This is a genomic window from Rhizobium sp. NRK18 (genome assembly GCF_024385575.1).
Taxonomy (GTDB): Bacteria; Pseudomonadota; Alphaproteobacteria; order Rhizobiales; family Rhizobiaceae; genus JANFMV01.
Genome location: NZ_JANFMV010000001.1, coordinates 735,699 through 755,875, shown reverse-complemented (window position 1 = coordinate 755,875; position 20,177 = coordinate 735,699). Strand labels below are relative to the sequence as shown.

Below are 20,177 nucleotides of genomic sequence, written 5' to 3'. Positions count from 1 at the left end.
ATTATGCCTTTTCCAGCTTGAACTGCAGCACATTGATGCTGCCGACCTGAAAACCGGCCGCGCAGTAATGCAGGTAATAGCGCCACATCCGCTTGAAGCGCTCGTCGAAGCCCATCGGCCGGATCCGCTCCCACTGCGCGATGAAATCCTGCTCCCAGGTCAGAAGCGTGCGGGCATAATGCTTGCCGAAGCCGAGCCAGTCCTTGACCGCAAGCCCGGCATTGCCGGCGGCGCTCCGGAAGGTGGCAAGCGATGGCAGCATGCCGCCCGGAAAGATGTAGGTCTGGATGTAGTCGGCATTGCGCCGGTAATCGTCGAAGCGCTCGTCGTCGATGGTGATGGTCTGGATCATCGCCTTGCCGCCCGGTTTCAGCCGGTCGCGAACAGCCGAGAAATAGACTGGCCAGTTCTCCTCGCCGACGGCCTCGAACATCTCGATCGATACGATCTTGTCGAACTCGCCACCGCAGTCGCGGTAATCCTCGATGCGAATGTCGCTCTTGTCGCCAAGCCCGGCGCGGTCGAGGCGATCCGAGGCGAACGCCGCCTGCTCCTTCGAAAGCGTCAGCCCCGTCACGCGGCAACCGGTCTGGCGGATCGCATATTCGGCGAACCCGCCCCAGCCGCAGCCGATCTCCAGCACATGGTCATCCGGCCCGATCTCAAGCTCGCGCACGATACGGGCGTATTTCGCCGTTTGCGCCTCGGAAAGCGTCAGATGCGGCTCCTCGAAAAGCGCCGACGAATAGGTCATAGTCTCGTCCAGCCACAGCTTGTAGAAGTCGTTGCCGAGATCGTAGTGGTAGGCGATGTTGCGGCGGCTGCCGCGCTTCGAATTGCGCCGCAGACGGTGGCGCAGCAGCGCGATTTTGCCCCAAATGGCCGAAGCGGCGATGACCGAGCGCAGCGCCTGCTCGTTGAGCAACGCAAAATTCAAGAGCGCGCTGATGTCCGGACTGTCCCAGTCGCCGTCAATGTAGGATTTCGCGAAACCGAGATCACCCGATGTCATCAGGCGGATGATCGGCCGCGGGTTCTTCAGATACAGCGTTGCCGCCGGTCCCGGCTCCGCGCCCGTCACGGTATGGCTGCGACCGCCCGGGAACTCCAGCCTGATGCTGCCGACCCGAATCCGGTCCACCATCCGGCACATGATTTTCTGCCATAGAGAGAGCTTGCCCGCCGGCAGAGAACCGGCAGCAGCTCCGCCATCATGCGTAGCTTTGCTCATGCAATTCACCCCGCTCCTTGGTGTCCACCAGCGAGCTTGCCACGGCTTCATCCGCCGGCTTGTGCCGGAACACGCGGATGCCTTTCGACCAGAGCCGCAGCGCCTCCCAGTGGATCGCAGCGGTGATCTTCACGGTCATCAACGGATAGGTCAAGAGTGCTTTCATAAGCGCAGCATCGGAAAGTTCAGATCTCCTGCCCTCGAATGCTGCAAAGAGCAGCTTGCCCTCAGCATCGGTCTCAAGAATTCGGACCGCCACACCATCCTCGGGCGGCTCGATGGTAAAATGATATCGGCAATCCATCGGCATGAACGGCGAGACATAGAGCGCCTTGTCGCAGCTTTGGCGAATGGCCCCATCCCGCCCTTCGGCTGGAATGACATAGGTATGCCGCTCATTAAACGTGTTGCAGACCTCGTAGAGGATCGCCACCAGCGAACCATCCTTGCGATAGCAGAAGAACACCGTCAGCGGATTGAAGACGTAACCGAAGATGCGCGGATAGCAGAGCACCCGCACGCTCAGCCCATCATCCTCGATGCCGAGTGCCCGCACATGCCCGACCGCCCAGTCCTTGAGACTGCGGTCGGATTGCAGCGAACCGTGATCCTTGTCCCAGAAACTGAAGAGCGCGCGTCGATTGTGCCCGAAGAAGCGAAGCGATCGATTGAGCACATCGAGTTCGTCGAGATCCAGAAGCAGCGAAAAGACCCGGTATCGCAGGCTGTGCTTCTTCGGCCGCATCCTCGAATGCACCACATGGCCGGCATAGAGAGCGGAAACACCGGTCATTGGGCCGCCATCATCGGCTCGGGCAGGAATATGCGGCTCGATTCGCCCTTGACCTGCCACGGGCGCTTCACGCCGCCTATCGCCTCGGCAACGGCCAGGCCGGACTGCAAACCGTCTTCATGGAAGCCGCTGCCGAAATGCGCGCCGCAGAACCATACGCCGCCAGCACCCTGTATATCCCAGAGCGCCTTCTGCGCCGCGAGCGCGGCATTGTCGAACAGCGGATGGGTATAGTCGAAGGCGGCGTGAATGTTGTCTTCCGAAATCTCGCTGTTCGGATTGAGTGTCACGAACAGGTCGGTCCGGGTCTTCAGGTTCTGAAGCCTGTTCATCCAGTAGGTCACGCAAAGCTGTGCGTCCGGGCCATCGTTGCGATTGCCGATATAGTTCCAGCTCGACCAGACCCGCCGGCGCTTGGGCATCAGGCGGACGTCGCTGTGCAGCACCGCACGATTATGGGTATATTTGAAGGCGCCCAGCAGCGCCCGCTCCTGGGGTGCCGCGTCTTCCAGCATCGAAAGTGCCTGATCCCCATGGGTGGCGATCACCACATGATCGAAGAGCTCGGCCTCGGAGCCTTGCGACACCACCTCGACGCCGGCGCGCACGCGGCGCACCTGGTGGATCGGCCAGCGCACACGCACCGTTCCGCCGAAATCGGCGAGAATGCGCTTCACGTATTCCTTGGATCCGCCCTTGACGGTTCGCCAGACCGGACGATTGGAAAGTGACAGGAGCCCGTGGCTTTCGAAGAAACGGATGAAGGCGACCAGCGGGTATGAGCGCATTTCCTTCGCTGTCGTCGACCAGATCGCCGCACCCATCGGCAGGATGTGGTTGTCGACGAAACTCTTGGAATAGCCCTCGGCGTCCAGGAATTCTCCAAGCGTCATGTCCGCCGCCATCGCCTGCTTGGCATAAAGCGGCGCGCGCTTGTAGAAGCGCAGGATGTCGCTGATCATCTGCCAGAAGCGGAATCGGATGATGTTGGACTTCTGGCCCAGCATGGCGGCGAAGCTGGTACCGGAATATTCAAATGCGCCGCTGTCGAGCGATGCGGAAAACGACATGTCGGAGGCTTCGTTCGGCACGTTCAATGTCGAGAAGAGCTCCACCAGGTTGGGATAGTTCCAATCGTTGTAGACGATGAACCCGGTGTCGACCGGCACGACGCCGTCGTCGCACATGACGTCGACCGTGTTTGAATGCCCGCCGATCCGGCCGTCGGCTTCGAACAGGGTCACGTCCATGCTCTTGCTCAGCAGCCAGGCGGCACTCAGGCCGGAAATGCCTGAGCCTATGACGGCAACCCGGCATCGGCGTGAAAAATCTCGATCATTGGTGAGCTTGAGCATTGATATGTTTCCTTGCGACTGCACATCACTACGGGGTCGTTGAGCAAATGGATTGAAAAGAAGAGAAAATTCTTAAATGCTGTGATCCGCCTCACCCTGGCTGCCGTAACGGCTGACATGCAAACGATCGTTTCCGCCAGGGCAACTGATAACCGGAAGATGCCGCTCCTCTCGCTGGAGAGAGGAACGGTATTGAAAAAACGGAAGGCGCAACGCGTCACAATGAATGAAGCCCTGGGAGAAGCGGAAGGACAGGACCTCAAGGCCTGCCTCGCCGCAGTCGGAAGAGACCGCAACGTGGACGCCTTTGAGGTCCTGTTCCGGCACTTTGGACCGAAAATTCGCGCTTACATGATGAAGCGCGGCGGCAACAGGCAGCTGGCAGAAGAATTGATGCAAGAAACGATGATGATGATCTGGAAGAAGGCCGAACAGTTCGATCCGGCCCGCGGATCGGTGTCGAGCTGGATCTTCACGATTGCGCGCAATGTGCGCATCGATACGTTCCGCAAGACCAACCGGCCCGAATTCGACCCCAACGACCCGGCGTTCGTGCCGGACGACATTCCGCCGGCCGACGCAATCGTCGAGGCCGGGGACGAGGCCGACCGCCTGCACGACGCGATGAAGAAACTGCCTGCCGAGCAGGTGGAGCTCCTTCGCCTGTCGTTTTTTGAGGAGGCCTCTCACAGCGCAATCGCCGAACGCCTGAACCTGCCGCTCGGTACCGTCAAATCCCGTATCCGCCTGGCCTTTGCAAGGCTGCGCGATCTGCTGGGAGAAGGGCGATGAACACGATCAATCATCACATCAGTGACGAGCTTCTCGTCGAATATGCAAATGGCTCTCTCGAGGAGGGCTGGAGCATTGCCGTCGCCACGCATCTGGCGCTCTGCCCCGCCTGTCGCAAACGCCTGCAGGCGATCGAGGCGACCGCCGGCGAACTTCTGGAAGGGATCGAAACCGAGCCTTCGGAAAGCGATGACAAATCCTGGGCGGCGCTGCGGGCAAAGCTGGCGGCTGCGCCGAGGGTGACGGAGGCGGCTCCGCCGCGAAAAGCGGCCGCCCCCTCGCCCCGCCGTTTGCCGGAACCGCTGAACTCCTATCTCGGCGGCGATCTTGACAGCCTGAAATGGCGCGCCCTCGGGCTCGGCGCCTATCACTATCCGATCCCGACCAAGGACAGGCAGATCTCCGTGCGACTGCTGCGCATTCCGGCCGGAAAGCCTGTTCCCGAGCACACCCATGGCGGGCGCGAACTGACCCTCGTCCTGAAGGGCGCGTTTCGCGACGGTGACGACCGCTTCGGTCCCGGCGACTTCGAGGAGACGGACGAAAGCGTCAACCACCAGCCGATCGCCGAGAAGGGCGACGACTGCATCTGCCTGGCCGTGACCGACGCGCCGCTGAAGTTCAGCAGCCGGATCGTCCGGCTTATCCAGCCGCTGCTGGGAATCTGATCAAGGCATTCACGAAGGAGTATGACGATGCGCATCTATGCAACGGCTTTTGCCGCGACGGCCTTCGTCTTCCTTGTGCTCGATTCCATCTGGCTCGGCGTCGTCGCGATCGGTTTCTATCGCGACACGATCGGTCATCTTCTGGCCGCCGAGCCGGATTTCCTGGCGGCAGCGTGTTTCTATGCGCTTTATCTGCTCGGTGTCCTCTATTTTGCCGTAGCCCCGGCCGTGACGCGCGGAAACCTCACCAGTGCGACGCTCTCCGGAGCCTTTCTCGGCGTCGTCGCCTACGCCACATATGATCTGACCAACATGGCGACGATGCGGGACTGGCCGTTGTCGGTGACCGTCGTCGATCTCCTGTGGGGAGCGTTCGTGACCGGCGCGGCGTCGGCCGCCGGCTATCTCGCCGGCCGGCGCCTGTCGGTCTGAATTCGGAGTTCAGCTTCGAACCTAGCCCAGGTCGGCGGGCGATCTCGCCTGCCGCAAACGCTTGCGGGTACCGCTCGGGCTCTCCCCGAAATGCGCGCGGTAGCTGCGCGAGAAGGCCGAGACGGAATTGAAACCGCAAGCGACCGCAATCTCGGTGAAGGCCTGCCGCGTCTCGACAGCCTTCCGTCGCGCAGCATTCAGTCGTAGCGCTAGGTAATGGACATGCGGGAGAACGCCGATCTGCTCCTTGAAGAGCGATTGCAGATGTCTGGCACTGACACCGACCCGGCGGGCGATTCGGCTCACCGCCAATGGCTGCTCGATATGCTTTTCCATCATTCTGATTGCTGCAACGACGCGTTCATCGGTGATCTGCTGGCTTGGCGCCAGCGGCAGGGAGGGTGCCGCCGCCACCGTTCCGCCGGGCTCGTAGATGAACAGCCGTGAAACCTCGAGCGCCAGCGAATATCCGTGCCGGCGGCGGATGAGCTCCAGCATCAGGTCGAGCGTCGGGAGCGCCCCCCCGGCGGTCACGCGCTTTCCGTCGACGACATACCGGCCTCTGACCGCGCTGATTTGCGGATAGGCAGAAGCAAAATCGTCGAAATCCTCCCAGTGCACAGTGGCCGAATATCCGTCGAGCAGGCTCGCTTCCGCCATCAGCCATGTGCCGGATTCGATGCCGGCGATATAAGGCCGCGCCCGGGCGCTGCGCGACAGCATCATCTTGACCTGGGCGGTCGCGTGGCGCTGCCAGTAATAGGCGGACAGCACGAAGAGCGGCGCGGTTTCCTCGCTTGGCGGGAAAGCCCCGTCGACCGGCACCGGGATGCCGCTGGTCGTGACGACCGGCTTGCCGTCGGGCGAGAGAATGCGCCAGCGATAGAGTTGCCGGCCGGAAATCCGGTTCGCACCGCGCATCGGCTCTATGACGGAGGCAAGCAGGATCAGGTTGATGTCCGGCAATACCAGAAGATCGACGGTCGTGGTTTCAGCCATTTGACGTTCGGACGCCCATTCTTCGCACTCAATTTCCGATACTGTATAAAATCGATCCGATAATGCAAAGCATGGCACCGCATTATGCCGCCTAATCCCTGCAACGATAGGGAGAGCCAAAAGACATGCCGCTTGCCATGAACCGCGAGGTCTTCATCACCTGTGCCGTCACCGGCTCAGGCGACACCACCGCAAAGTCCGCCCATGTGCCGATCACTCCGGCCGAAATCGCCGCCTCCGCCATCGATGCCGCCAAGGCCGGAGCCGCCGTGGTCCACTGCCACGTCCGCGATCCCGAGACCGGCAAGCCGAGCCGCCGCAACGATCTTTACCGCGAGGTCACCGAGCGCATCCGTGATGCGGAGATCGACGTGGTCTTGAACCTGACGGCGGGCATGGGCGGCGACGTCGTGTTCGGTGGCGTCGAAACCCCGCTGCCGCTGAACTCGGCCGGCACTGACATCGTCGGCGCCACCGAGCGGGTCAGCCATGTCGCCGAATGCCGGCCGGAAATCTGCACGCTCGATTGCGGCACCATGAATTTCAGTCTCGGCGACTACGTCATGACCAACACGCCCGGCACGCTGCGCGCCATGGCGAAGATGATGACCGATCTCGGCGTTCGCCCGGAAATCGAAGCCTTCGACACCGGCCACCTCTGGTTTGCCAAGCAACTGGTCGAAGAAGGCCTGATCGAGGATCCGGTCCTCATCCAGCTTTGCATGGGCATTCCGTGGGGTGCGCCGGACGATCTCAACACCTTCATGGCGATGGTCAACAACGTGCCGTCGACATGGACCTTCTCCGCCTTCTCCATCGGCCGCAACGCGCTCGCCTATCCGGCGGCCTCCGTTCTCGCCGGCGGCAATGTCCGCGTCGGGCTGGAAGACAACCTCTACATCGGCAAGGGCCAGCTCGCGACCAACGCCCAGCTCGTCGAGAAAGCCGTAACGGTGATCGAGGGCATGGGCGCAAAGATCATCGGACCGGAAGCGGTCCGTGCGAAACTGAAACTCCAGAAGCGGGCTCCGGTGAAGTCATGACGAAGATCAGCAAGGCCGCCTGTGTCGGCGGTGGCGTTATCGGTGGTGGCTGGATTGCCCGCTTCCTGCTCTCCGGCATCGATGTGGCGGTCTACGACCCGCATCCGGAAGCCCAGCGCATCGTCGGCGAAGTGATCGCCAACGCCGAGCGCGCCTATGGCATGCTCACCGCGGCACCGCTGCCTCCACGCGGCAGGCTGACCTTCGTCAAGACACTGGAGGAGGCCGTTGCCGACGCGGACTTCGTCCAGGAAAGCGTACCAGAACAGCTGGAATTGAAACGCCGGGTGCTCACCGCAATCGACGCCGCCGCCAGACCGGACGCGCTGATCGGTTCCTCGACCTCCGGCCTGCTGCCGACGGATTTGCAGGCGCACATGAAGCATCCCGAACGCTTCTTCGTCTCGCATCCCTATAACCCGGTCTACCTGCTTCCGCTTTCCGAACTCGTCGGCGGCGAAAAAACCGCGCCGGATACCATCACCCGCGCCGCAGCCGTGCTGGAATCGATCGGCATGAAGGGCGTCCATATCGCCCGCGAGATCGAGGCCTTCGTCGGCGACCGCCTGCTCGAAGCCCTCTGGCGCGAGGCCCTTTGGCTGATCAAGGACGACATCTGCACGGTCGAGACCCTGGACGACGTCATCCGCTATTCCTTCGGCCTGCGCTGGGCGCAGATGGGCCTTTTCCAGACCTACCGCATCGCCGGCGGCGAAGCGGGCATGCGCCACTTCCTCGCGCAGTTCGGCCCGTGCCTGCAATGGCCATGGACGAAGCTCACCGATGTCGTCGACCTCGACGAGGCGCTGGTGGAAAAGATCGGCGCGCAATCCGACGAGCAGGCCGACGGTCTGTCGATCCGCGAACTCGAACGCATCCGCGACGAGAACCTCGTCGGCATACTGCATGCTCTGAAGGGCTCGCGCGGCGGCGACGGCTGGGGCGCCGGCAAGCTTCTGAAGGAATTCGAGACATCACTGTGGAGCAAGGCGCCGAAGGTCGACATGGCAACGTCTGCAGGCGGTCCGTTGCGGCTCGTCGAGACCAAGGTCAACCCGTCCTGGGCGGACTATAACGGCCACATGACCGAGCATCGCTACCTGCAGGTCTTCGGCGACACGTCAGACGCCCTCCTCCGCCTGATCGGCGTCGATCTCGCCTATGTCGAGGCAGGCCATTCCTACTACACGGTGGAGACGCATATCCGCCATCTCGGCGAAGCCAAGGTCGGCCAGGCCCTGTATTCGACCTGCCAGATCCTTGCGGTCGATGCCAAGCGCCTGCATGTCTTCCACCACATCCATGATGCAGTGAGCGACGCGGTGCTGGCGACCGCCGAGCAGATGCTGCTGCATGTCGACAGCGTGGCCGGGAAAGCGGTCGATGCTCCGGACTGGATCCTCGAGAGGCTCAACGCCATCTCGGCCGATCACGCTGCTCTGACGTGGCCGGACGGCGCAGGCCGTCATGTCGGGCAAAAGAAGGCCAGGGAGGCCGCGGAATGATAGAGACCGGGGCCAGGATGGGATGATGCCGACACCAACCGTTCGCGGCAGATCCGCGACGGAAAACCAGGCGACGAAGGCCCGCCCGAGCCGGCAGCATGTCCGGCGCGGCGCGGGTCTGTCTGCTTGCTCGGCAAGGTGTGCCGCCCATGGCGGCAAAACCAACGGGATTGGCCTGCCGGCGGCACCATATGTCGCACAAGCGACCTCATCACCATCGCAACCTGTTAACAATTCCGGGAAAAGAGAAGCGGTCGAAGGAAATCGCATAAAAGGGTTTTCTTCTCGAACGTGTGGGGACACGTCCATGAACCGAGCCGGCATCGAACATGCAGGACAGACCGCGCTCGGCGAAGCCGCTGCGGCGCCGATCATGATGATTCCCGACACTTTTCGCGCCGTTTCATTCCGTTACGTGACGTTTTCCACAGCAATAGCAGACGCCGAACCCGTCGCCGCCGGTGCGACGCGCGGAAAGCCCTGCATTGACTGGCTTTCAAGAGGATGGATGCCTTCGGCGAAGTCGAATAGGCTGGCTTCAGGAAAGGAGAACTGACCGTCGAAGGGTCGATGGATGGAGGATAAGGGGTTCAAGCATGGCCGCAAAGGCTTATAGTCCCGCCGGAATTCAGCGGAATATATCAAAACAATCAAAAACTTCCGCCTGCAACGAATAAAAGTAACCAGAGAAGGAACCAGGGAATGAGTGACTATACCAAATTTCTCGCAGGCCGCGTGACGTCTGGCGGCATGAACCGACGTGAATTCATGGGCCGTGCCATGGCGGCAGGCCTGACGCTGGCCGCAGCCAGCAGCCTCTATGCATCGTCCGCCTCGGCGCAGGAACCCAAGCGGGGCGGTCATCTGAAACTCGGCCTCGAAGGCGGTTCGGCAACCGACAGCCTCGACCCGGCCAAGGCGCTGTCGCAGGTGCTCTTCTGCGTCAACCGCAACTGGGGCGACCTGCTGGTCGAATCCCACCCGACCACCGGTGAACCGGTCGCCTCGCTTGCCGAATCCTGGGAGCCGTCGGCGGACGCCTCGCAGTGGACCTTCAAGATCCGCAAGGGCGTGCAGTTCCACAACGGCAAGGAAATGACCATCGACGACGTCGTCAAGACGCTCGAGCGCCACACCGACGAGAAGTCGGAATCCGGCGCGCTCGGCGTGATGAAGTCGATCACCAAGATCGAGGCCAAGGGCGACGACCTGGTCTTGACGCTGACGGAAGGCAATGCCGACCTGCCGCTGCTCCTCTCCGACTACCACCTGATCATCCAGCCGGGCGGCGGATATGACGAACCGACGGCTGCCGTTGGTACCGGTCCCTACAAGCTGACCGGCTGGGAGGCCGGCGTGCGCGCCACCTTCGAGCGCAACGAAAATGACTGGCGCTCCGACCGCGGTTACGTCGACAGCATCGAAGTCATCACCATGAACGATGCGACGGCCCGTATTGCGGCTCTGTCGTCCGGACAGGTGCACTTCATCAACCGCGTCGACCCGAAGACGGTCAGCCTCCTCAAGCGCGCGCCGACCGTTGAAATCCTCAACACCTCGGGCCGCGGCCACTACGTCTTCATCATGCACTGCGACACGGCGCCGTTCGACAACAACGATCTTCGCCTTGCGCTGAAATATGCCATGGACCGCGAAACCATGGTCGACAAGATCCTCGGCGGTTACGGCAAGGTCGGCAATGACTTCCCGATCAACGAGACCTACGCCCTGTTCCCGGAAGGGATCGAGCAGCGCGCCTACGATCCCGACAAGGCCGCCTTCCACTACAAGAAGTCCGGTCATGACGGCACCGTTCTCCTGCGCACCTCCGAAGTCGCCTTCCCCGGCGCCGTCGATGCGGCGGTTCTTTATCAGGAAAGCGCCAAGAAGGCCGGCATCAACATCGAGGTCAAGCGCGAGCCCGGCGACGGCTACTGGTCGAACGTCTGGAACGTGCAGCCCTTCTGCACCTCCTACTGGGGCGGTCGTCCGACCCAGGACCAGATGTATTCGACGGCCTATCTCTCGACGGCCGACTGGAACGACACCCGCTTCAAGCGACCGGACTTCGACAAGAAGCTGCTCGAAGCGCGTTCAGAACTCGACAAGGACAAGCGCAAGGAGATGTATCGCGATATGGCGATGATGGTCCGCGACGAAGGCGGCCTCATCCTGCCGATGTTCAACGACTTCGTGAACGCCTCCACCAAGCAGGTAAAGGGTTATGTCCACGACATCGGCAACGACATGTCGAACGGCTATGTCGCGACCCGCGTCTGGCTGGAAAGCTAGTCTCTGAAAGCATACCGGCAGGCGGGTCCGCCCGTCTGCCGGCGCATGCATGATCCATGGGGCAGAAAGCCCCGTGGCGGTGCCCCAACCGTTTCAGAGGAGAGCTCAACATGGCCACATCCGTCGACGACGGCGAACCGGCCCTGCTTGGATTTGCGAAGCGTTTTCCGCTTCTCGTCCTGATCGCCCAGCGTCTTGGCCTGAGCGTTGTGCTGCTGTTTGCCGTATCCGTCCTGATCTTCGCCGGCGTGGAAGCGCTGCCGGGGGATTTTGCCACCACCTATCTCGGCCAGTCCGCGACCCCGCAGGCCGTTGCCAACATCCGCAAGGATCTCGGTCTCGACCAGCCTGTGGTGACGCGCTATGTCGAATGGCTCGGCGGCGCCATCCATGGCGACTTCGGCAATTCCTGGGCGTCCAGGCAGTCCGTCAGCGAACAGATCGGCAAACGGCTGGGCAACTCCCTGTTCCTGGCCTTTTTCGCGGCGATCATCTCGGTGCCGCTCGCAGTCGGCCTCGGCATGCTCGCCGTCCATTTCCGAAACCGCTTTCCGGACCGGCTGATCAACGTCATATCGCTGGCGGCGATCTCGCTGCCGGAGTTCTTCGTCGGCTACCTGCTGATCCTGTTCTTCGCCGTCAAGTTCGGCGTCGCCACCTTTCCGGCGACGGTCTATGACGACATGGACCTGCTCGACCGGCTGAAGGCGATCGCGCTGCCGACCGCCACCCTCGTGCTCGTCGTGCTCGCCCATATGATGCGCATGACGCGGGCGGCAATCCTCTCCGTCATGTCGTCCGCCTATATGGAGACGGCGGAACTGAAGGGACTGTCCGCCTTCCGCGCCATCGTCAAGCATGCAGCACCCAATGCCATCGCGCCGATCATCAACGTCGTGGCCCTCAATCTCGCCTATCTTGTCGTCGGCGTCGTCGTCGTCGAGGTGGTCTTCGTCTATCCCGGCATGGGCCAGTACATGGTCGACGCCGTGACGGTTCGCGACATGCCCGTCGTGCAGGCCTGCGGCCTAATCTTCGCCGCCTTCTACATCCTGCTCAACATGCTGGCCGACATCATCGCGATTGCCGCCAACCCGAGACTGAGGCACCCGCGATGAGAGCAAAAGACATCCCCATCAGCGCCTGGATCGGTATCTTCGGCATCCTGCTGGCCTTCTTCCTGGCGATCTTCGCGCCGGTCATCGCACCCTATGGCGAGCGCGATGTCGTCGCCGGCATCTGGGAACCGATGAGCGGCCAGTACTGGCTGGGCACGGACAATCTCGGCCGCGATCTTTTAAGCCGGATGATCTACGGCGCCCGCACCACGCTGTTCGTCGCACTGGCGGCCAGCATCCTGTCGTTTTCGATCGGCATTTTCCTGAGCTTCACCGCCGCCGTCTCGCGCGGCGTGATCGATCAGGTCCTGTCGCGCTTCAACGACCTGATGATGTCGATCCCGACGCTGATCTTCGCACTCGTCGTTCTGGCGGTCCTGCCACAGAACATCTGGATCCTGATCACCGTCATGGCCGTGCTCGACAGTACACGCGTCTTCCGCCTCGGCCGCGCCGTCGCACTCGACGTCGCGGTGATGGAGTTCGTGGAAGCGGCCAGACTGCGCGGCGAAGGCAAGATGTGGATCATCTTCCGGGAGATCCTGCCCAACACGCTGTCGCCGTTGCTCGCCGAATTCGGCCTGCGCTTCGCCTTCTCGATCCTGTTCCTCTCCACCCTCTCCTTCCTCGGCCTCGGCATCCAGCCGCCGGCCGCAGACTGGGGCGGCATGGTCAAGGACAACAAGGACGGCATCATCTTCGGCATCCCCGCCGCCCTCATTCCGGGCGGAGCGATCTCGGCGCTCGCCGTCTGCGTCAATCTTGTGGTCGACTGGCTTCTCAAACGCACCTCGAGCCTGAAAGGAGGACGCGGCGATGCCTAATCTTCTCTCTGTAAGGAACCTGAAGATCGGCGCGACCATCTATCCGCCGGGCGAAGACCCGCAGGACATAGAAATCGTCCACGGCGTTTCCTTCGATCTCGAAAAGGGCAAGGTGCTCGGCCTGATCGGCGAATCCGGTGCCGGCAAGTCGACCATCGGCCTTGCAGCGCTCGCCTACGGTCGCGGCGGTGTGCGGATCATCGGCGGCGAGGTCCTACTCGACGGCGAGAACATCCTCGCCTTCTCGAAGGGCAAGATCCGCACCGTGCGCGGCGCCCGCGTCTGTTACGTGGCGCAGTCGGCGGCCGCGGCCTTCAACCCGGCCCACAAGCTTGGGGACCAGGTCATCGAAGCCTCCGTCCGCCACGGACTGATGTCCTCCGAGGAGGCAAGGAAGCGGGCGCTCTACCTGTTCCGCGTTCTGGGTCTCCCCGATCCGGACAATTTCGGTGACCGCTATCCGCACCAGGTCTCCGGCGGCCAGCTGCAGCGCGCCATGACGGCGATGGCGCTCTGCCCCAATCCGGAGCTGATCATCTTCGACGAGCCGACCACCGCTCTCGACGTCACCACCCAGATCGACGTTCTTGCGGCGATCAAGCATGCGATCGAGGAGACGCACACGGCGGCCCTCTACATCACCCACGACCTCGCCGTCGTCGCGCAGATTTCCGACGACATCATGGTGCTGCGCCACGGCAACATGGTCGAGTACGGCACCGCCAAACAGATCATTGAGGAGCCGCGCGAGGAGTATACCCGCGCGCTCGTCAATGTCCGCGAAATGGGCAAGCCGGAGGCCGAGGACCAGTCCGACGCCGTGCTGAAGGTCGAGAATGTATCGGCAAGCTACGGCAACGGCTTCAAGGTGCTGCACGATGTCAGCCTGCATGTCCCGCGCGGGCAGACGCTGGCGATCGTTGGCGAATCCGGTTCGGGCAAGTCGACGCTTGCGCGCGTCATCACCGGCCTGCTGCCGGCGTCGGAGGGCAAGATCACCTTTGACGGCGAGGTCCTGCCGCCGGCCCTCAAGCAGCGTTCGCGCGATCAGCTGCGCCGCATCCAGCTCATCTACCAGATGGCCGACACCGCCATGAACCCGCGCCAGACCGTGGGCGACATCATCGGCCGGCCGGTGACCTTCTACGAGGGGCTGACCGGCGCCAAGCGCCGGGCGCGCGTCAACGAGCTGCTCGAGGCCATCGAGATGGGCAAGGGCTTCTTCGAGCGCTATCCGGCCGAGCTTTCCGGCGGCCAGAAGCAGCGCGTGGCGATCGCCCGGGCGCTGGCGGCCAAGCCGGAACTCATCCTTTGCGACGAGCCGACCTCCGCCCTCGATCCGCTTGTGGCCGAAGGCATCCTGAAGCTGTTGATGAAGCTGCAGAAGGAGACCAACGTCTCCTACGTCTTCATCACCCACGACATCGCCATCGTCCGCGCCATCGCCGACAGCATCGCCGTCATGCTGCAAGGCAGGCTCCAGCGCTTCGGTCCGAAGTCGAAGGTGCTTTCGCCGCCCTTCGACGACTACACCGACCTGCTGCTGAAGTCCGTCCCGGAAATGGAAATCGGCTGGCTGGAAAAAGTGCTGGCAACCCGACGAATGGAAAGCGCCGGCAATTGACGATCACATCAGGTGCCGCCCTCCCGGGGGCGGCATTTTCTTTTTGTGACGGGAGGATGACATGCAGCTTCGTGACGTGCCGGACTGGGCTTACCTCCTGCAGGAATTCGACTCGCTCTATCGCCAGAGTTCCTCGGGCGGCAGCAAGGCGATCCGCAGCCACCGCAAACGGGTTCGCGAAGCCCTTTCCGCCGTCATCGACGGCAACCCCGAACTGATCGACCGGCAACCTCAAGTGAAGCCGGTCACGGCCCATCTTGGCCGCGCCTTCGAGATCGCCGCCCGCGCCGGCGTCTCGCGGCTCAGCCGTACGCTGGAGCGCGTGTCACATCTGCTGACCTGGGAGTATGGCTACCAGTCGGTGCCGAAGGCGCTCGCCCAGAAATATGCCTATTGCGAAATCCTCGGCTCCATCGGCCCGATCCGCTCCGAACGGCTGATCCTCGGTTTCGTGCTGTTTGCGCCGAACACCGTCTATCCCCGCCACAGCCATCACGAAATCGAGGAAAGCTACATCTCGGTCGCCGGCGCCTGGTCGGAAAACGAAATGGCGGTCTACGCGCCGGGCTCCATGGTCCTCAACATGCCCGGCCACGAGCACCGCATCACGACCGGCGAACACGACCCTTGTCTGCTGGCCTATGCCTGGATCGGCCCCGATGAACGCCTTGCCCAGCCCGGCATGAAGTTCTCGAAGGTGCGCAAACGCCTGGAACAGGGCATCTGACCGTCCGGACCGCTGCGGCACATCCGGAAATGACAGCCATCAAAAATCTGTCATGCATGCGTGGAATAAGCTCAAGGGTACCGAAGCAGATTTCTGACAGACGGAGCGCCCCGTGAACACACCCTTTTCCGCCGGTCCCGGCGCCGATTGGCTCGAAGCCGAGCTCGCCGATACGCTGGATGAGGACTATGAGCTGGAATTGTCCGAGCCGGCGCTGTCGGAAGAGATCAGCCGCATCTACAAGAAGAACCATCCGCCATCGATCCCGCGCATGGACTATTTCCGTGCGCTGCTGACCCTGCAGTCGGAACTGATCAAGCTGCAGGACTGGGTGTCCTACCACAAGGAAAAGGTCGTGGTGATCTTCGAGGGCCGCGATTCCGCCGGCAAGGGCGGCGTCATCAAGCGCATCACCCAGCGGCTCAATCCGCGCGTCGTCCGCGTCGTCGCGCTGCCCGCCCCGTCCGACCGCGAGAAGACGCAGTGGTATTTCCAGCGCTACGTGCCGCACCTTCCGGCTGGCGGTGAAATCGTCCTTTTCGACCGCTCCTGGTACAACCGTTCAGGTGTCGAACGGGTGATGGGCTTTGCATCCGAGGACCAGGTCGAACAGTTCTTCGACGACGTTCCGGAATTCGAACGCATGCTGGTGCGCTCCGGCATCCGCCTCGTCAAATACTGGTTCTCGATCACCGACGAGGAGCAGCAGATGCGGTTCCTGATGCGCATCCACGATCCGCTGAAACAGTGGAAGCTCTCGCCGATGGACCTGCAATCGCGCGTGCGTTGGGAGGCCTACACCAAGGCCAAGGAAGAGACCTTCGCCCGCACCAACATCCCGGAAGCCCCGTGGTACATCGTCGAGGGCAACGACAAGAAGCGCGCCCGCCTCAACTGCATCGACCACCTCCTGTCGACGATCCCCTATGAGGACGTTCCGCATGAGGAGGTCTGCCTGCCCGAACGCGTCTTCAATCCCGACTACGAACGCAAGGTGCTGCCGCCCGAGCTCTATGTGCCGTCGAAATATTGACGCGGGCCATTGACGGTAAATGATCGGCAATCCACATTATGACCACAGTAGTCATAATGTGGATTTTGCCATGAAGGAAATCCAGCTGAAGGATGCCAAGGCACAGCTCTCCTCGGTCGTCGATGATGCGGTCAATGGAAACGGCGCAATCATAACCCGACACGGCAAGCGCGATGCGGTACTCATCTCCTTCGAAGAGTTCCAGCGCCTGACGAAGCAGCTGCCTACCTTTGGATGGCTGCTGTCACAAGCCCCCCTGGAGGATGCGGATCTTCCCACCCGCAAAAGCGCCCGCACGTTGGATGAAGACGCCGTCTGATGTATCTGCTCGATACAAATGTCATTTCGACACTTTCACCGTCTACTCCTGAAGGGTCTGCCGAGACTGACCCATTGAGGCGCTGGCTGTCGACAACGGATGCAGAGCTGTATCTATCTGTTGTCACGGTCGCAGAAATCCAGGCCGGGCAGGCCAAGGCGGAACGGATCGGCGCCACCCGGAAAGCTAGAGCCATTGCGGCGTGGCTCGAGGCGATCATCGGCTTTTATGGCAACCGGATACTGGCTTTGGATTCCGTCGCAGCCAGGGCCACCGGACGCCTGCTAGACAAAGCCATCGGAGCGGGAGGCGATCCGGGGTTCGAAGATGCGGCGGTAGCCGCGATTGCACAGCAAAACGGGTTGATCGTTCTGACCCGGAATGTACGACACTTCCGGCATTTCGATGTCGCATTTGCCAATCCCTTCGAGAACCTGCCACCCTTATGATCTGATTCGAACTCACTCCCGTTTCCTGAAGGCTCCCCCATGACGTCCCGCCCCTTTTCCGTCATCGAAAACCAATGGATCACGCTCGCCGACGGCACGCGGCTTGCGGCCCGCATCTGGATGCCGGACGGTGCCGAGGCCGAACCGGTGCCGGCCGTCTTCGAATTCCTGCCCTACAGAAAGCGCGACGGAACGAGCCCACGCGATGAATCCACCTACCCGGTCTTCGCCGCCGCCGGCATCGCAGGCGTGCGGGTCGACATTCGCGGCTCCGGTGAATCCGACGGCGTCATCGACGGCGAATATACCGAACTCGAACTCGCCAATGCCTGCGAGCTGATCGCCTGGATCGCCGCCCAGCCTTGGTCGAACGGTTCCGTCGGCGTGATGGGCATCTCCTGGGGCGGCTTCAACTGCCTGCAGGTCGCAGCCCTCCGCCCGCCGGCGCTGAAGGCGGTGATTTCCATCGCCTCCACCGTCGACCGCTACAATGACGACATCCACTACAAGAACGGCTGCCATCTCGCCGCCCAGCTCGGCTGGGCATCCAATATGCTCGCCTACCAGTCGCGCTCGCCCGACCCGGCGATCGTCGGCGACCGCTGGCGCGACATGTGGCTGGAACGGCTGGAAAACGAGCCCTATTTCCTGGAGGAATGGCTTGCCCACCAGCGCCGCGACGCCTTCTGGAAACACGGCTCGATCTGCGAGGATTTCAACGACGTCGAGATCCCCGCACTGGTGATTGCCGGCTGGGCCGATGGCTACCGCAACACGCCGCTGCGCGCCGTTGAAGGCCTCGGCGAAAAGGCCAAGGCGCTCCTCGGCCCATGGATCCACAAATATCCGCATTTCGCCTGGCCGAAGCCGCGTCAGGATTTCCACGGAGAGGCGATCCGCTGGTGGAACCGCTGGCTCCGCGGCGAAGAAAACGGCGCGGAAAACCTGCCACAGGTCCGCGCCTACATCATGGAAGCCATCCGCCCTGCCCCGCGTCGCAATTTCGATCCGGGCTTCTGGATTGCCAAGAATGCCTGGACCGCACCGGAAAGCCTCGACGTCTCCGTCTCAGGCACCGGAAAGTTGGTCTTCGGTGCTCCGAGCGCCGCCTCCGGCACCGGCGACATCTACCATCGCTCGCCGCTCGACACCGGAACCTCCTCGGGGGAATATTTCACCCTGAAGCCCGACGCCGAAATGGCCGTCGACCAGCGCGGCGACGATGCCGGCTCGCTGGTCTTCGAAACCGCCCCGCTTGAAGCAGATATCGACATTCTCGGACGCCCCGCACTGACGGTCGAGGTCGCTTGCGATGAAGACTGGGCCAATCTCTGCGCCCGCCTCGTCGACATCCATCCGGACGGCACGGCCTACCGCGTCGCTTTCGGCGTCCTCAATCTCGCCCACCGGAATTCCTACGAATTCCCGGAAGCCATGCCGAAGGGCGAAAAGGTCAGGATCAAGCTGACGCTCGATGCCTGCGGCTATTCCTTCAAGAAGGGCCACAAGCTGCGGCTCGCGCTTTCGACTGCCTACTGGCCGATGATCCTGCCGGCGCCTTCCGATCCGGGTCTCACCTTCGACACCGCGACGCTGGGTCTTGCCCTGCCGCTTCTTGGTGAATACGAAAAGATCTCCGTCAAGGAACCGGACAATCCGGATCCACTGCCGAAATACATCGAGCACAAGCCGGGCGAGACGAAACGCAAGGTCGTGCGCGATCTGCAGGCCGGCGTCACGCGCTACAAGATCTATGAGGACACCGGTCTGAACGAGCATCCCGGCACCGGCCTCTCCACCCAGCAGATCCGCGACGAAACCTGGTCGATCGCGCTCGACGACCCGCTGTCGGTGACCGGAGAGACGACATGGACCTGCGACATGGCCCGCCCCGGCTGGTTTGTCCGCACCGTCTGCCGCACGAAGCTCGCCTGCACGAAAACAGACTGGCTGCTGAGCGCCAGCGTCGTGGCCTATGAAGGCGAGACGCAGGTGTTCGAAAAGACCTTCGAGAAGGTCATCCCGCGCGACTTCATGTGAGGAGCGCCTTGATCCCCTCGCACAGCGCCACAAAGCCGGCGCGTGCGCCGGGGCTCATGTGGCGGGCTCTGAGCCAGGCATGCACCATCTCCGGCTCGTCGCGGTAGGTGACCGCGACGCCTGCGGCTTCGAGCCGTTCGGCATAAAGCCGCGCATCGTCGCGCAGCGGATCGAAATGGGCTGAGGTGATATAGGCTGGCGGCAGACCGGAAAGATCATTGGCCTTCAGCGGAAAGGCGACCGGATCGTCCTCCGGCGCGCTGAGTATCTTCCGGTAATACGCCACGTCCGCCGTCGTCAGTCCCGGCGCGTTGGCCATCTCGGCATAGGAGCCGGAGACGAGGTCTCCTCCAAGCCCCGGATAGATGAGGACCTGCCCTATGAGACCGCCGGCGATGCCCTGTTGGCTGGCTCGAATCGTGACACCGGCCGCCAGGTTGCCGCCGGCGCTGTCACCGATCACGATCACCTTGTCGCCCCGGTCCAGGATAAGCCGCAGCACAGCATAGCAATCGTCCGCCGGAGCGGGATAGCGGTGTTCCGGCGCCAGACGATAGTCGACCGCCGTCAGCTCGGCGCCGACGGCATCGGCGATCTCGGCACAGATGCCATCATGGCTTTCGAGCGAACCGACGACGAAGCCGCCGCCGTGAAAATAGCAGAGCTGGGCATCGGTGGTGACGCGTTCCGGTCGATAACGGCGAACCGGCACACCTGCGACGACGCCATCCTGCTTCTCCATGCCGGCCGGTAGCGGTGGTGCGAATGCTGCACAGAGTGCGTCATACCATTGCCGCTGCTGCGCGATCGGCGCATCGACTGCGTCCGGCGGATAAAAGGCCTCGCACTGCCTCTGGAAGGCGAGAATTTCCTCTTCCTGCGGCATGACCTGCGTACCGTCCAACATTGCTCATCCTCCGGAGACCCCGGCGA

Annotated in this window: 20 protein-coding genes; 15 read left to right on the top strand and 5 right to left on the bottom strand. The window is 62.4% G+C overall.

Annotation, left to right across the window (positions count from 1 at the left end):
* Position 1: 1 nt before the first annotated feature.
* Genes NN662_RS03480 through NN662_RS03470 form a run of 3 tightly spaced genes read right to left on the bottom strand, consistent with a single transcriptional unit; the run spans position 2 to position 3,379 of the window.
* Positions 2-1,231: an SAM-dependent methyltransferase gene (locus tag NN662_RS03480; protein WP_261928920.1), complete on the bottom strand. Its 1,230-nt coding sequence runs from the start codon at positions 1,229-1,231 to the stop codon at positions 2-4.
* Positions 1,212-2,024 carry a DUF1365 domain-containing protein gene (locus tag NN662_RS03475; RefSeq protein WP_261928919.1) on the bottom strand — a complete coding sequence of 271 codons (813 nt, stop codon included), beginning with the start codon at positions 2,022-2,024 and terminating at the stop codon, positions 1,212-1,214. Before NN662_RS03475 ends, NN662_RS03480 begins: the two co-directional genes overlap by 20 nt.
* A complete protein-coding gene (locus NN662_RS03470) occupies positions 2,021-3,379 on the bottom strand; it encodes an NAD(P)/FAD-dependent oxidoreductase (RefSeq protein ID WP_261928918.1) in 1,359 nt (452 codons plus the stop codon). The genes NN662_RS03475 and NN662_RS03470 overlap by 4 nt, the downstream gene beginning before the upstream one ends.
* Before the next feature lie 12 nt (positions 3,380-3,391).
* On the opposite strand from NN662_RS03470, the gene NN662_RS03465 reads away from it, so the two are divergent.
* From NN662_RS03465 to NN662_RS03455, 3 genes are read left to right on the top strand one after another with little or no spacing between them, the layout of a single operon-like run.
* On the top strand, positions 3,392-4,171 hold the full coding sequence (locus NN662_RS03465) for a sigma-70 family RNA polymerase sigma factor (protein WP_315972580.1): 780 nt from the start codon (positions 3,392-3,394) through the stop codon (positions 4,169-4,171).
* Complete coding sequence (locus tag NN662_RS03460) at positions 4,168-4,839, top strand: ChrR family anti-sigma-E factor (RefSeq protein WP_261928917.1); 672 nt, start codon at positions 4,168-4,170, stop codon at positions 4,837-4,839. Before NN662_RS03465 ends, NN662_RS03460 begins: the two co-directional genes overlap by 4 nt.
* 27 nt (positions 4,840-4,866) lie before the next feature.
* The gene (locus NN662_RS03455; protein WP_261928916.1) at positions 4,867-5,271 is read left to right on the top strand and encodes a DUF2177 family protein; all 405 of its coding nucleotides are present in this window, start codon (positions 4,867-4,869) and stop codon (positions 5,269-5,271) included.
* Positions 5,272-5,292: 21 nt separating this feature from the next.
* Here the strand turns inward: NN662_RS03455 and NN662_RS03450 are convergent, their stop codons facing one another.
* The gene (locus tag NN662_RS03450) at positions 5,293-6,270 is read right to left on the bottom strand and encodes a GlxA family transcriptional regulator (RefSeq protein WP_261928915.1); all 978 of its coding nucleotides are present in this window, start codon (positions 6,268-6,270) and stop codon (positions 5,293-5,295) included.
* Between the two features lie 125 nt (positions 6,271-6,395).
* Between NN662_RS03450 and NN662_RS03445 the strand changes: the two genes are divergently transcribed.
* The 12 genes from NN662_RS03445 to NN662_RS03390 all read left to right on the top strand — a co-directional run bounded on the left by NN662_RS03445 (position 6,396) and on the right by NN662_RS03390 (position 19,244).
* Positions 6,396-7,313: a 3-keto-5-aminohexanoate cleavage protein gene (locus NN662_RS03445; protein WP_261928914.1), complete on the top strand. Its 918-nt coding sequence runs from the start codon at positions 6,396-6,398 to the stop codon at positions 7,311-7,313.
* Positions 7,310-8,818 carry a carnitine 3-dehydrogenase gene (locus NN662_RS03440; protein WP_261928913.1) on the top strand — a complete coding sequence of 503 codons (1,509 nt, stop codon included), beginning with the start codon at positions 7,310-7,312 and terminating at the stop codon, positions 8,816-8,818. Before NN662_RS03445 ends, NN662_RS03440 begins: the two co-directional genes overlap by 4 nt.
* A 307-nt stretch (positions 8,819-9,125) precedes the next feature.
* The gene (locus tag NN662_RS03435; RefSeq protein WP_261928912.1) at positions 9,126-9,374 is read left to right on the top strand and encodes a hypothetical protein; all 249 of its coding nucleotides are present in this window, start codon (positions 9,126-9,128) and stop codon (positions 9,372-9,374) included.
* Between the two features lie 146 nt (positions 9,375-9,520).
* The gene (locus tag NN662_RS03430; RefSeq protein WP_261928911.1) at positions 9,521-11,110 is read left to right on the top strand and encodes an ABC transporter substrate-binding protein; all 1,590 of its coding nucleotides are present in this window, start codon (positions 9,521-9,523) and stop codon (positions 11,108-11,110) included.
* A 110-nt stretch (positions 11,111-11,220) separates the two neighbouring features.
* Positions 11,221-12,228 (top strand): ABC transporter permease, encoded by a 1,008-nt coding sequence (locus NN662_RS03425; protein WP_261928910.1) that lies wholly within the window; start codon positions 11,221-11,223, stop codon positions 12,226-12,228.
* Positions 12,225-13,052 (top strand): ABC transporter permease, encoded by an 828-nt coding sequence (locus NN662_RS03420; protein ID WP_261928909.1) that lies wholly within the window; start codon positions 12,225-12,227, stop codon positions 13,050-13,052. The genes NN662_RS03425 and NN662_RS03420 overlap by 4 nt, the downstream gene beginning before the upstream one ends.
* Complete coding sequence (locus tag NN662_RS03415; protein WP_261928908.1) at positions 13,045-14,676, top strand: ABC transporter ATP-binding protein; 1,632 nt, start codon at positions 13,045-13,047, stop codon at positions 14,674-14,676. The genes NN662_RS03420 and NN662_RS03415 overlap by 8 nt, the downstream gene beginning before the upstream one ends.
* A gap of 61 nt (positions 14,677-14,737) precedes the next feature.
* Positions 14,738-15,403 (top strand): dimethylsulfoniopropionate lyase, encoded by a 666-nt coding sequence (locus tag NN662_RS03410; RefSeq protein ID WP_261928907.1) that lies wholly within the window; start codon positions 14,738-14,740, stop codon positions 15,401-15,403.
* A 112-nt stretch (positions 15,404-15,515) separates the two neighbouring features.
* The gene (gene ppk2 / locus NN662_RS03405; protein ID WP_261928906.1) at positions 15,516-16,436 is read left to right on the top strand and encodes a polyphosphate kinase 2; all 921 of its coding nucleotides are present in this window, start codon (positions 15,516-15,518) and stop codon (positions 16,434-16,436) included.
* A gap of 70 nt (positions 16,437-16,506) precedes the next feature.
* A complete protein-coding gene (locus NN662_RS03400; protein ID WP_261928905.1) occupies positions 16,507-16,755 on the top strand; it encodes a type II toxin-antitoxin system Phd/YefM family antitoxin in 249 nt (82 codons plus the stop codon).
* Positions 16,755-17,204 carry a type II toxin-antitoxin system VapC family toxin gene (locus NN662_RS03395; RefSeq protein ID WP_261928904.1) on the top strand — a complete coding sequence of 150 codons (450 nt, stop codon included), beginning with the start codon at positions 16,755-16,757 and terminating at the stop codon, positions 17,202-17,204. Before NN662_RS03400 ends, NN662_RS03395 begins: the two co-directional genes overlap by 1 nt.
* Before the next feature lie 39 nt (positions 17,205-17,243).
* Positions 17,244-19,244, top strand: a complete 2,001-nt coding sequence (locus NN662_RS03390; RefSeq protein ID WP_261928903.1) for a CocE/NonD family hydrolase — start codon at positions 17,244-17,246, stop codon at positions 19,242-19,244.
* Here NN662_RS03390 and NN662_RS03385 read toward each other — a convergent pair.
* Positions 19,237-20,151 carry an alpha/beta hydrolase gene (locus NN662_RS03385; protein WP_261928902.1) on the bottom strand — a complete coding sequence of 305 codons (915 nt, stop codon included), beginning with the start codon at positions 20,149-20,151 and terminating at the stop codon, positions 19,237-19,239. The genes NN662_RS03390 and NN662_RS03385 overlap by 8 nt on opposite strands.
* Between the last annotated feature and the right edge of the window lie 26 nt (positions 20,152-20,177).

What these genes read in the sequence shown, in the direction of transcription:
- NN662_RS03385 (WP_261928902.1), bottom strand. Translation starts at nt 20,151, where the DNA reads ATGTTGGACGGTACGCAGGTCATGCCGCAGGAAGAGGAAATTCTCGCC.
- NN662_RS03440 (WP_261928913.1), top strand. Translation starts at nt 7,310, where the DNA reads ATGACGAAGATCAGCAAGGCCGCCTGTGTCGGCGGTGGCGTTATCGGT.
- NN662_RS03455 (WP_261928916.1), top strand. Translation starts at nt 4,867, where the DNA reads ATGCGCATCTATGCAACGGCTTTTGCCGCGACGGCCTTCGTCTTCCTT.
- NN662_RS03475 (WP_261928919.1), bottom strand. Translation starts at nt 2,024, where the DNA reads ATGACCGGTGTTTCCGCTCTCTATGCCGGCCATGTGGTGCATTCGAGG.
- NN662_RS03430 (WP_261928911.1), top strand. Translation starts at nt 9,521, where the DNA reads ATGAGTGACTATACCAAATTTCTCGCAGGCCGCGTGACGTCTGGCGGC.
- NN662_RS03410 (WP_261928907.1), top strand. Translation starts at nt 14,738, where the DNA reads ATGCAGCTTCGTGACGTGCCGGACTGGGCTTACCTCCTGCAGGAATTC.
- NN662_RS03480 (WP_261928920.1), bottom strand. Translation starts at nt 1,231, where the DNA reads ATGAGCAAAGCTACGCATGATGGCGGAGCTGCTGCCGGTTCTCTGCCG.
- NN662_RS03435 (WP_261928912.1), top strand. Translation starts at nt 9,126, where the DNA reads ATGAACCGAGCCGGCATCGAACATGCAGGACAGACCGCGCTCGGCGAA.
- NN662_RS03450 (WP_261928915.1), bottom strand. Translation starts at nt 6,270, where the DNA reads ATGGCTGAAACCACGACCGTCGATCTTCTGGTATTGCCGGACATCAAC.
- NN662_RS03425 (WP_261928910.1), top strand. Translation starts at nt 11,221, where the DNA reads ATGGCCACATCCGTCGACGACGGCGAACCGGCCCTGCTTGGATTTGCG.
- NN662_RS03460 (WP_261928917.1), top strand. Translation starts at nt 4,168, where the DNA reads ATGAACACGATCAATCATCACATCAGTGACGAGCTTCTCGTCGAATAT.
- NN662_RS03415 (WP_261928908.1), top strand. Translation starts at nt 13,045, where the DNA reads ATGCCTAATCTTCTCTCTGTAAGGAACCTGAAGATCGGCGCGACCATC.
- NN662_RS03420 (WP_261928909.1), top strand. Translation starts at nt 12,225, where the DNA reads ATGAGAGCAAAAGACATCCCCATCAGCGCCTGGATCGGTATCTTCGGC.
- NN662_RS03390 (WP_261928903.1), top strand. Translation starts at nt 17,244, where the DNA reads ATGACGTCCCGCCCCTTTTCCGTCATCGAAAACCAATGGATCACGCTC.
- NN662_RS03445 (WP_261928914.1), top strand. Translation starts at nt 6,396, where the DNA reads ATGCCGCTTGCCATGAACCGCGAGGTCTTCATCACCTGTGCCGTCACC.
- NN662_RS03395 (WP_261928904.1), top strand. Translation starts at nt 16,755, where the DNA reads ATGTATCTGCTCGATACAAATGTCATTTCGACACTTTCACCGTCTACT.
- NN662_RS03400 (WP_261928905.1), top strand. Translation starts at nt 16,507, where the DNA reads ATGAAGGAAATCCAGCTGAAGGATGCCAAGGCACAGCTCTCCTCGGTC.
- NN662_RS03470 (WP_261928918.1), bottom strand. Translation starts at nt 3,379, where the DNA reads ATGCTCAAGCTCACCAATGATCGAGATTTTTCACGCCGATGCCGGGTT.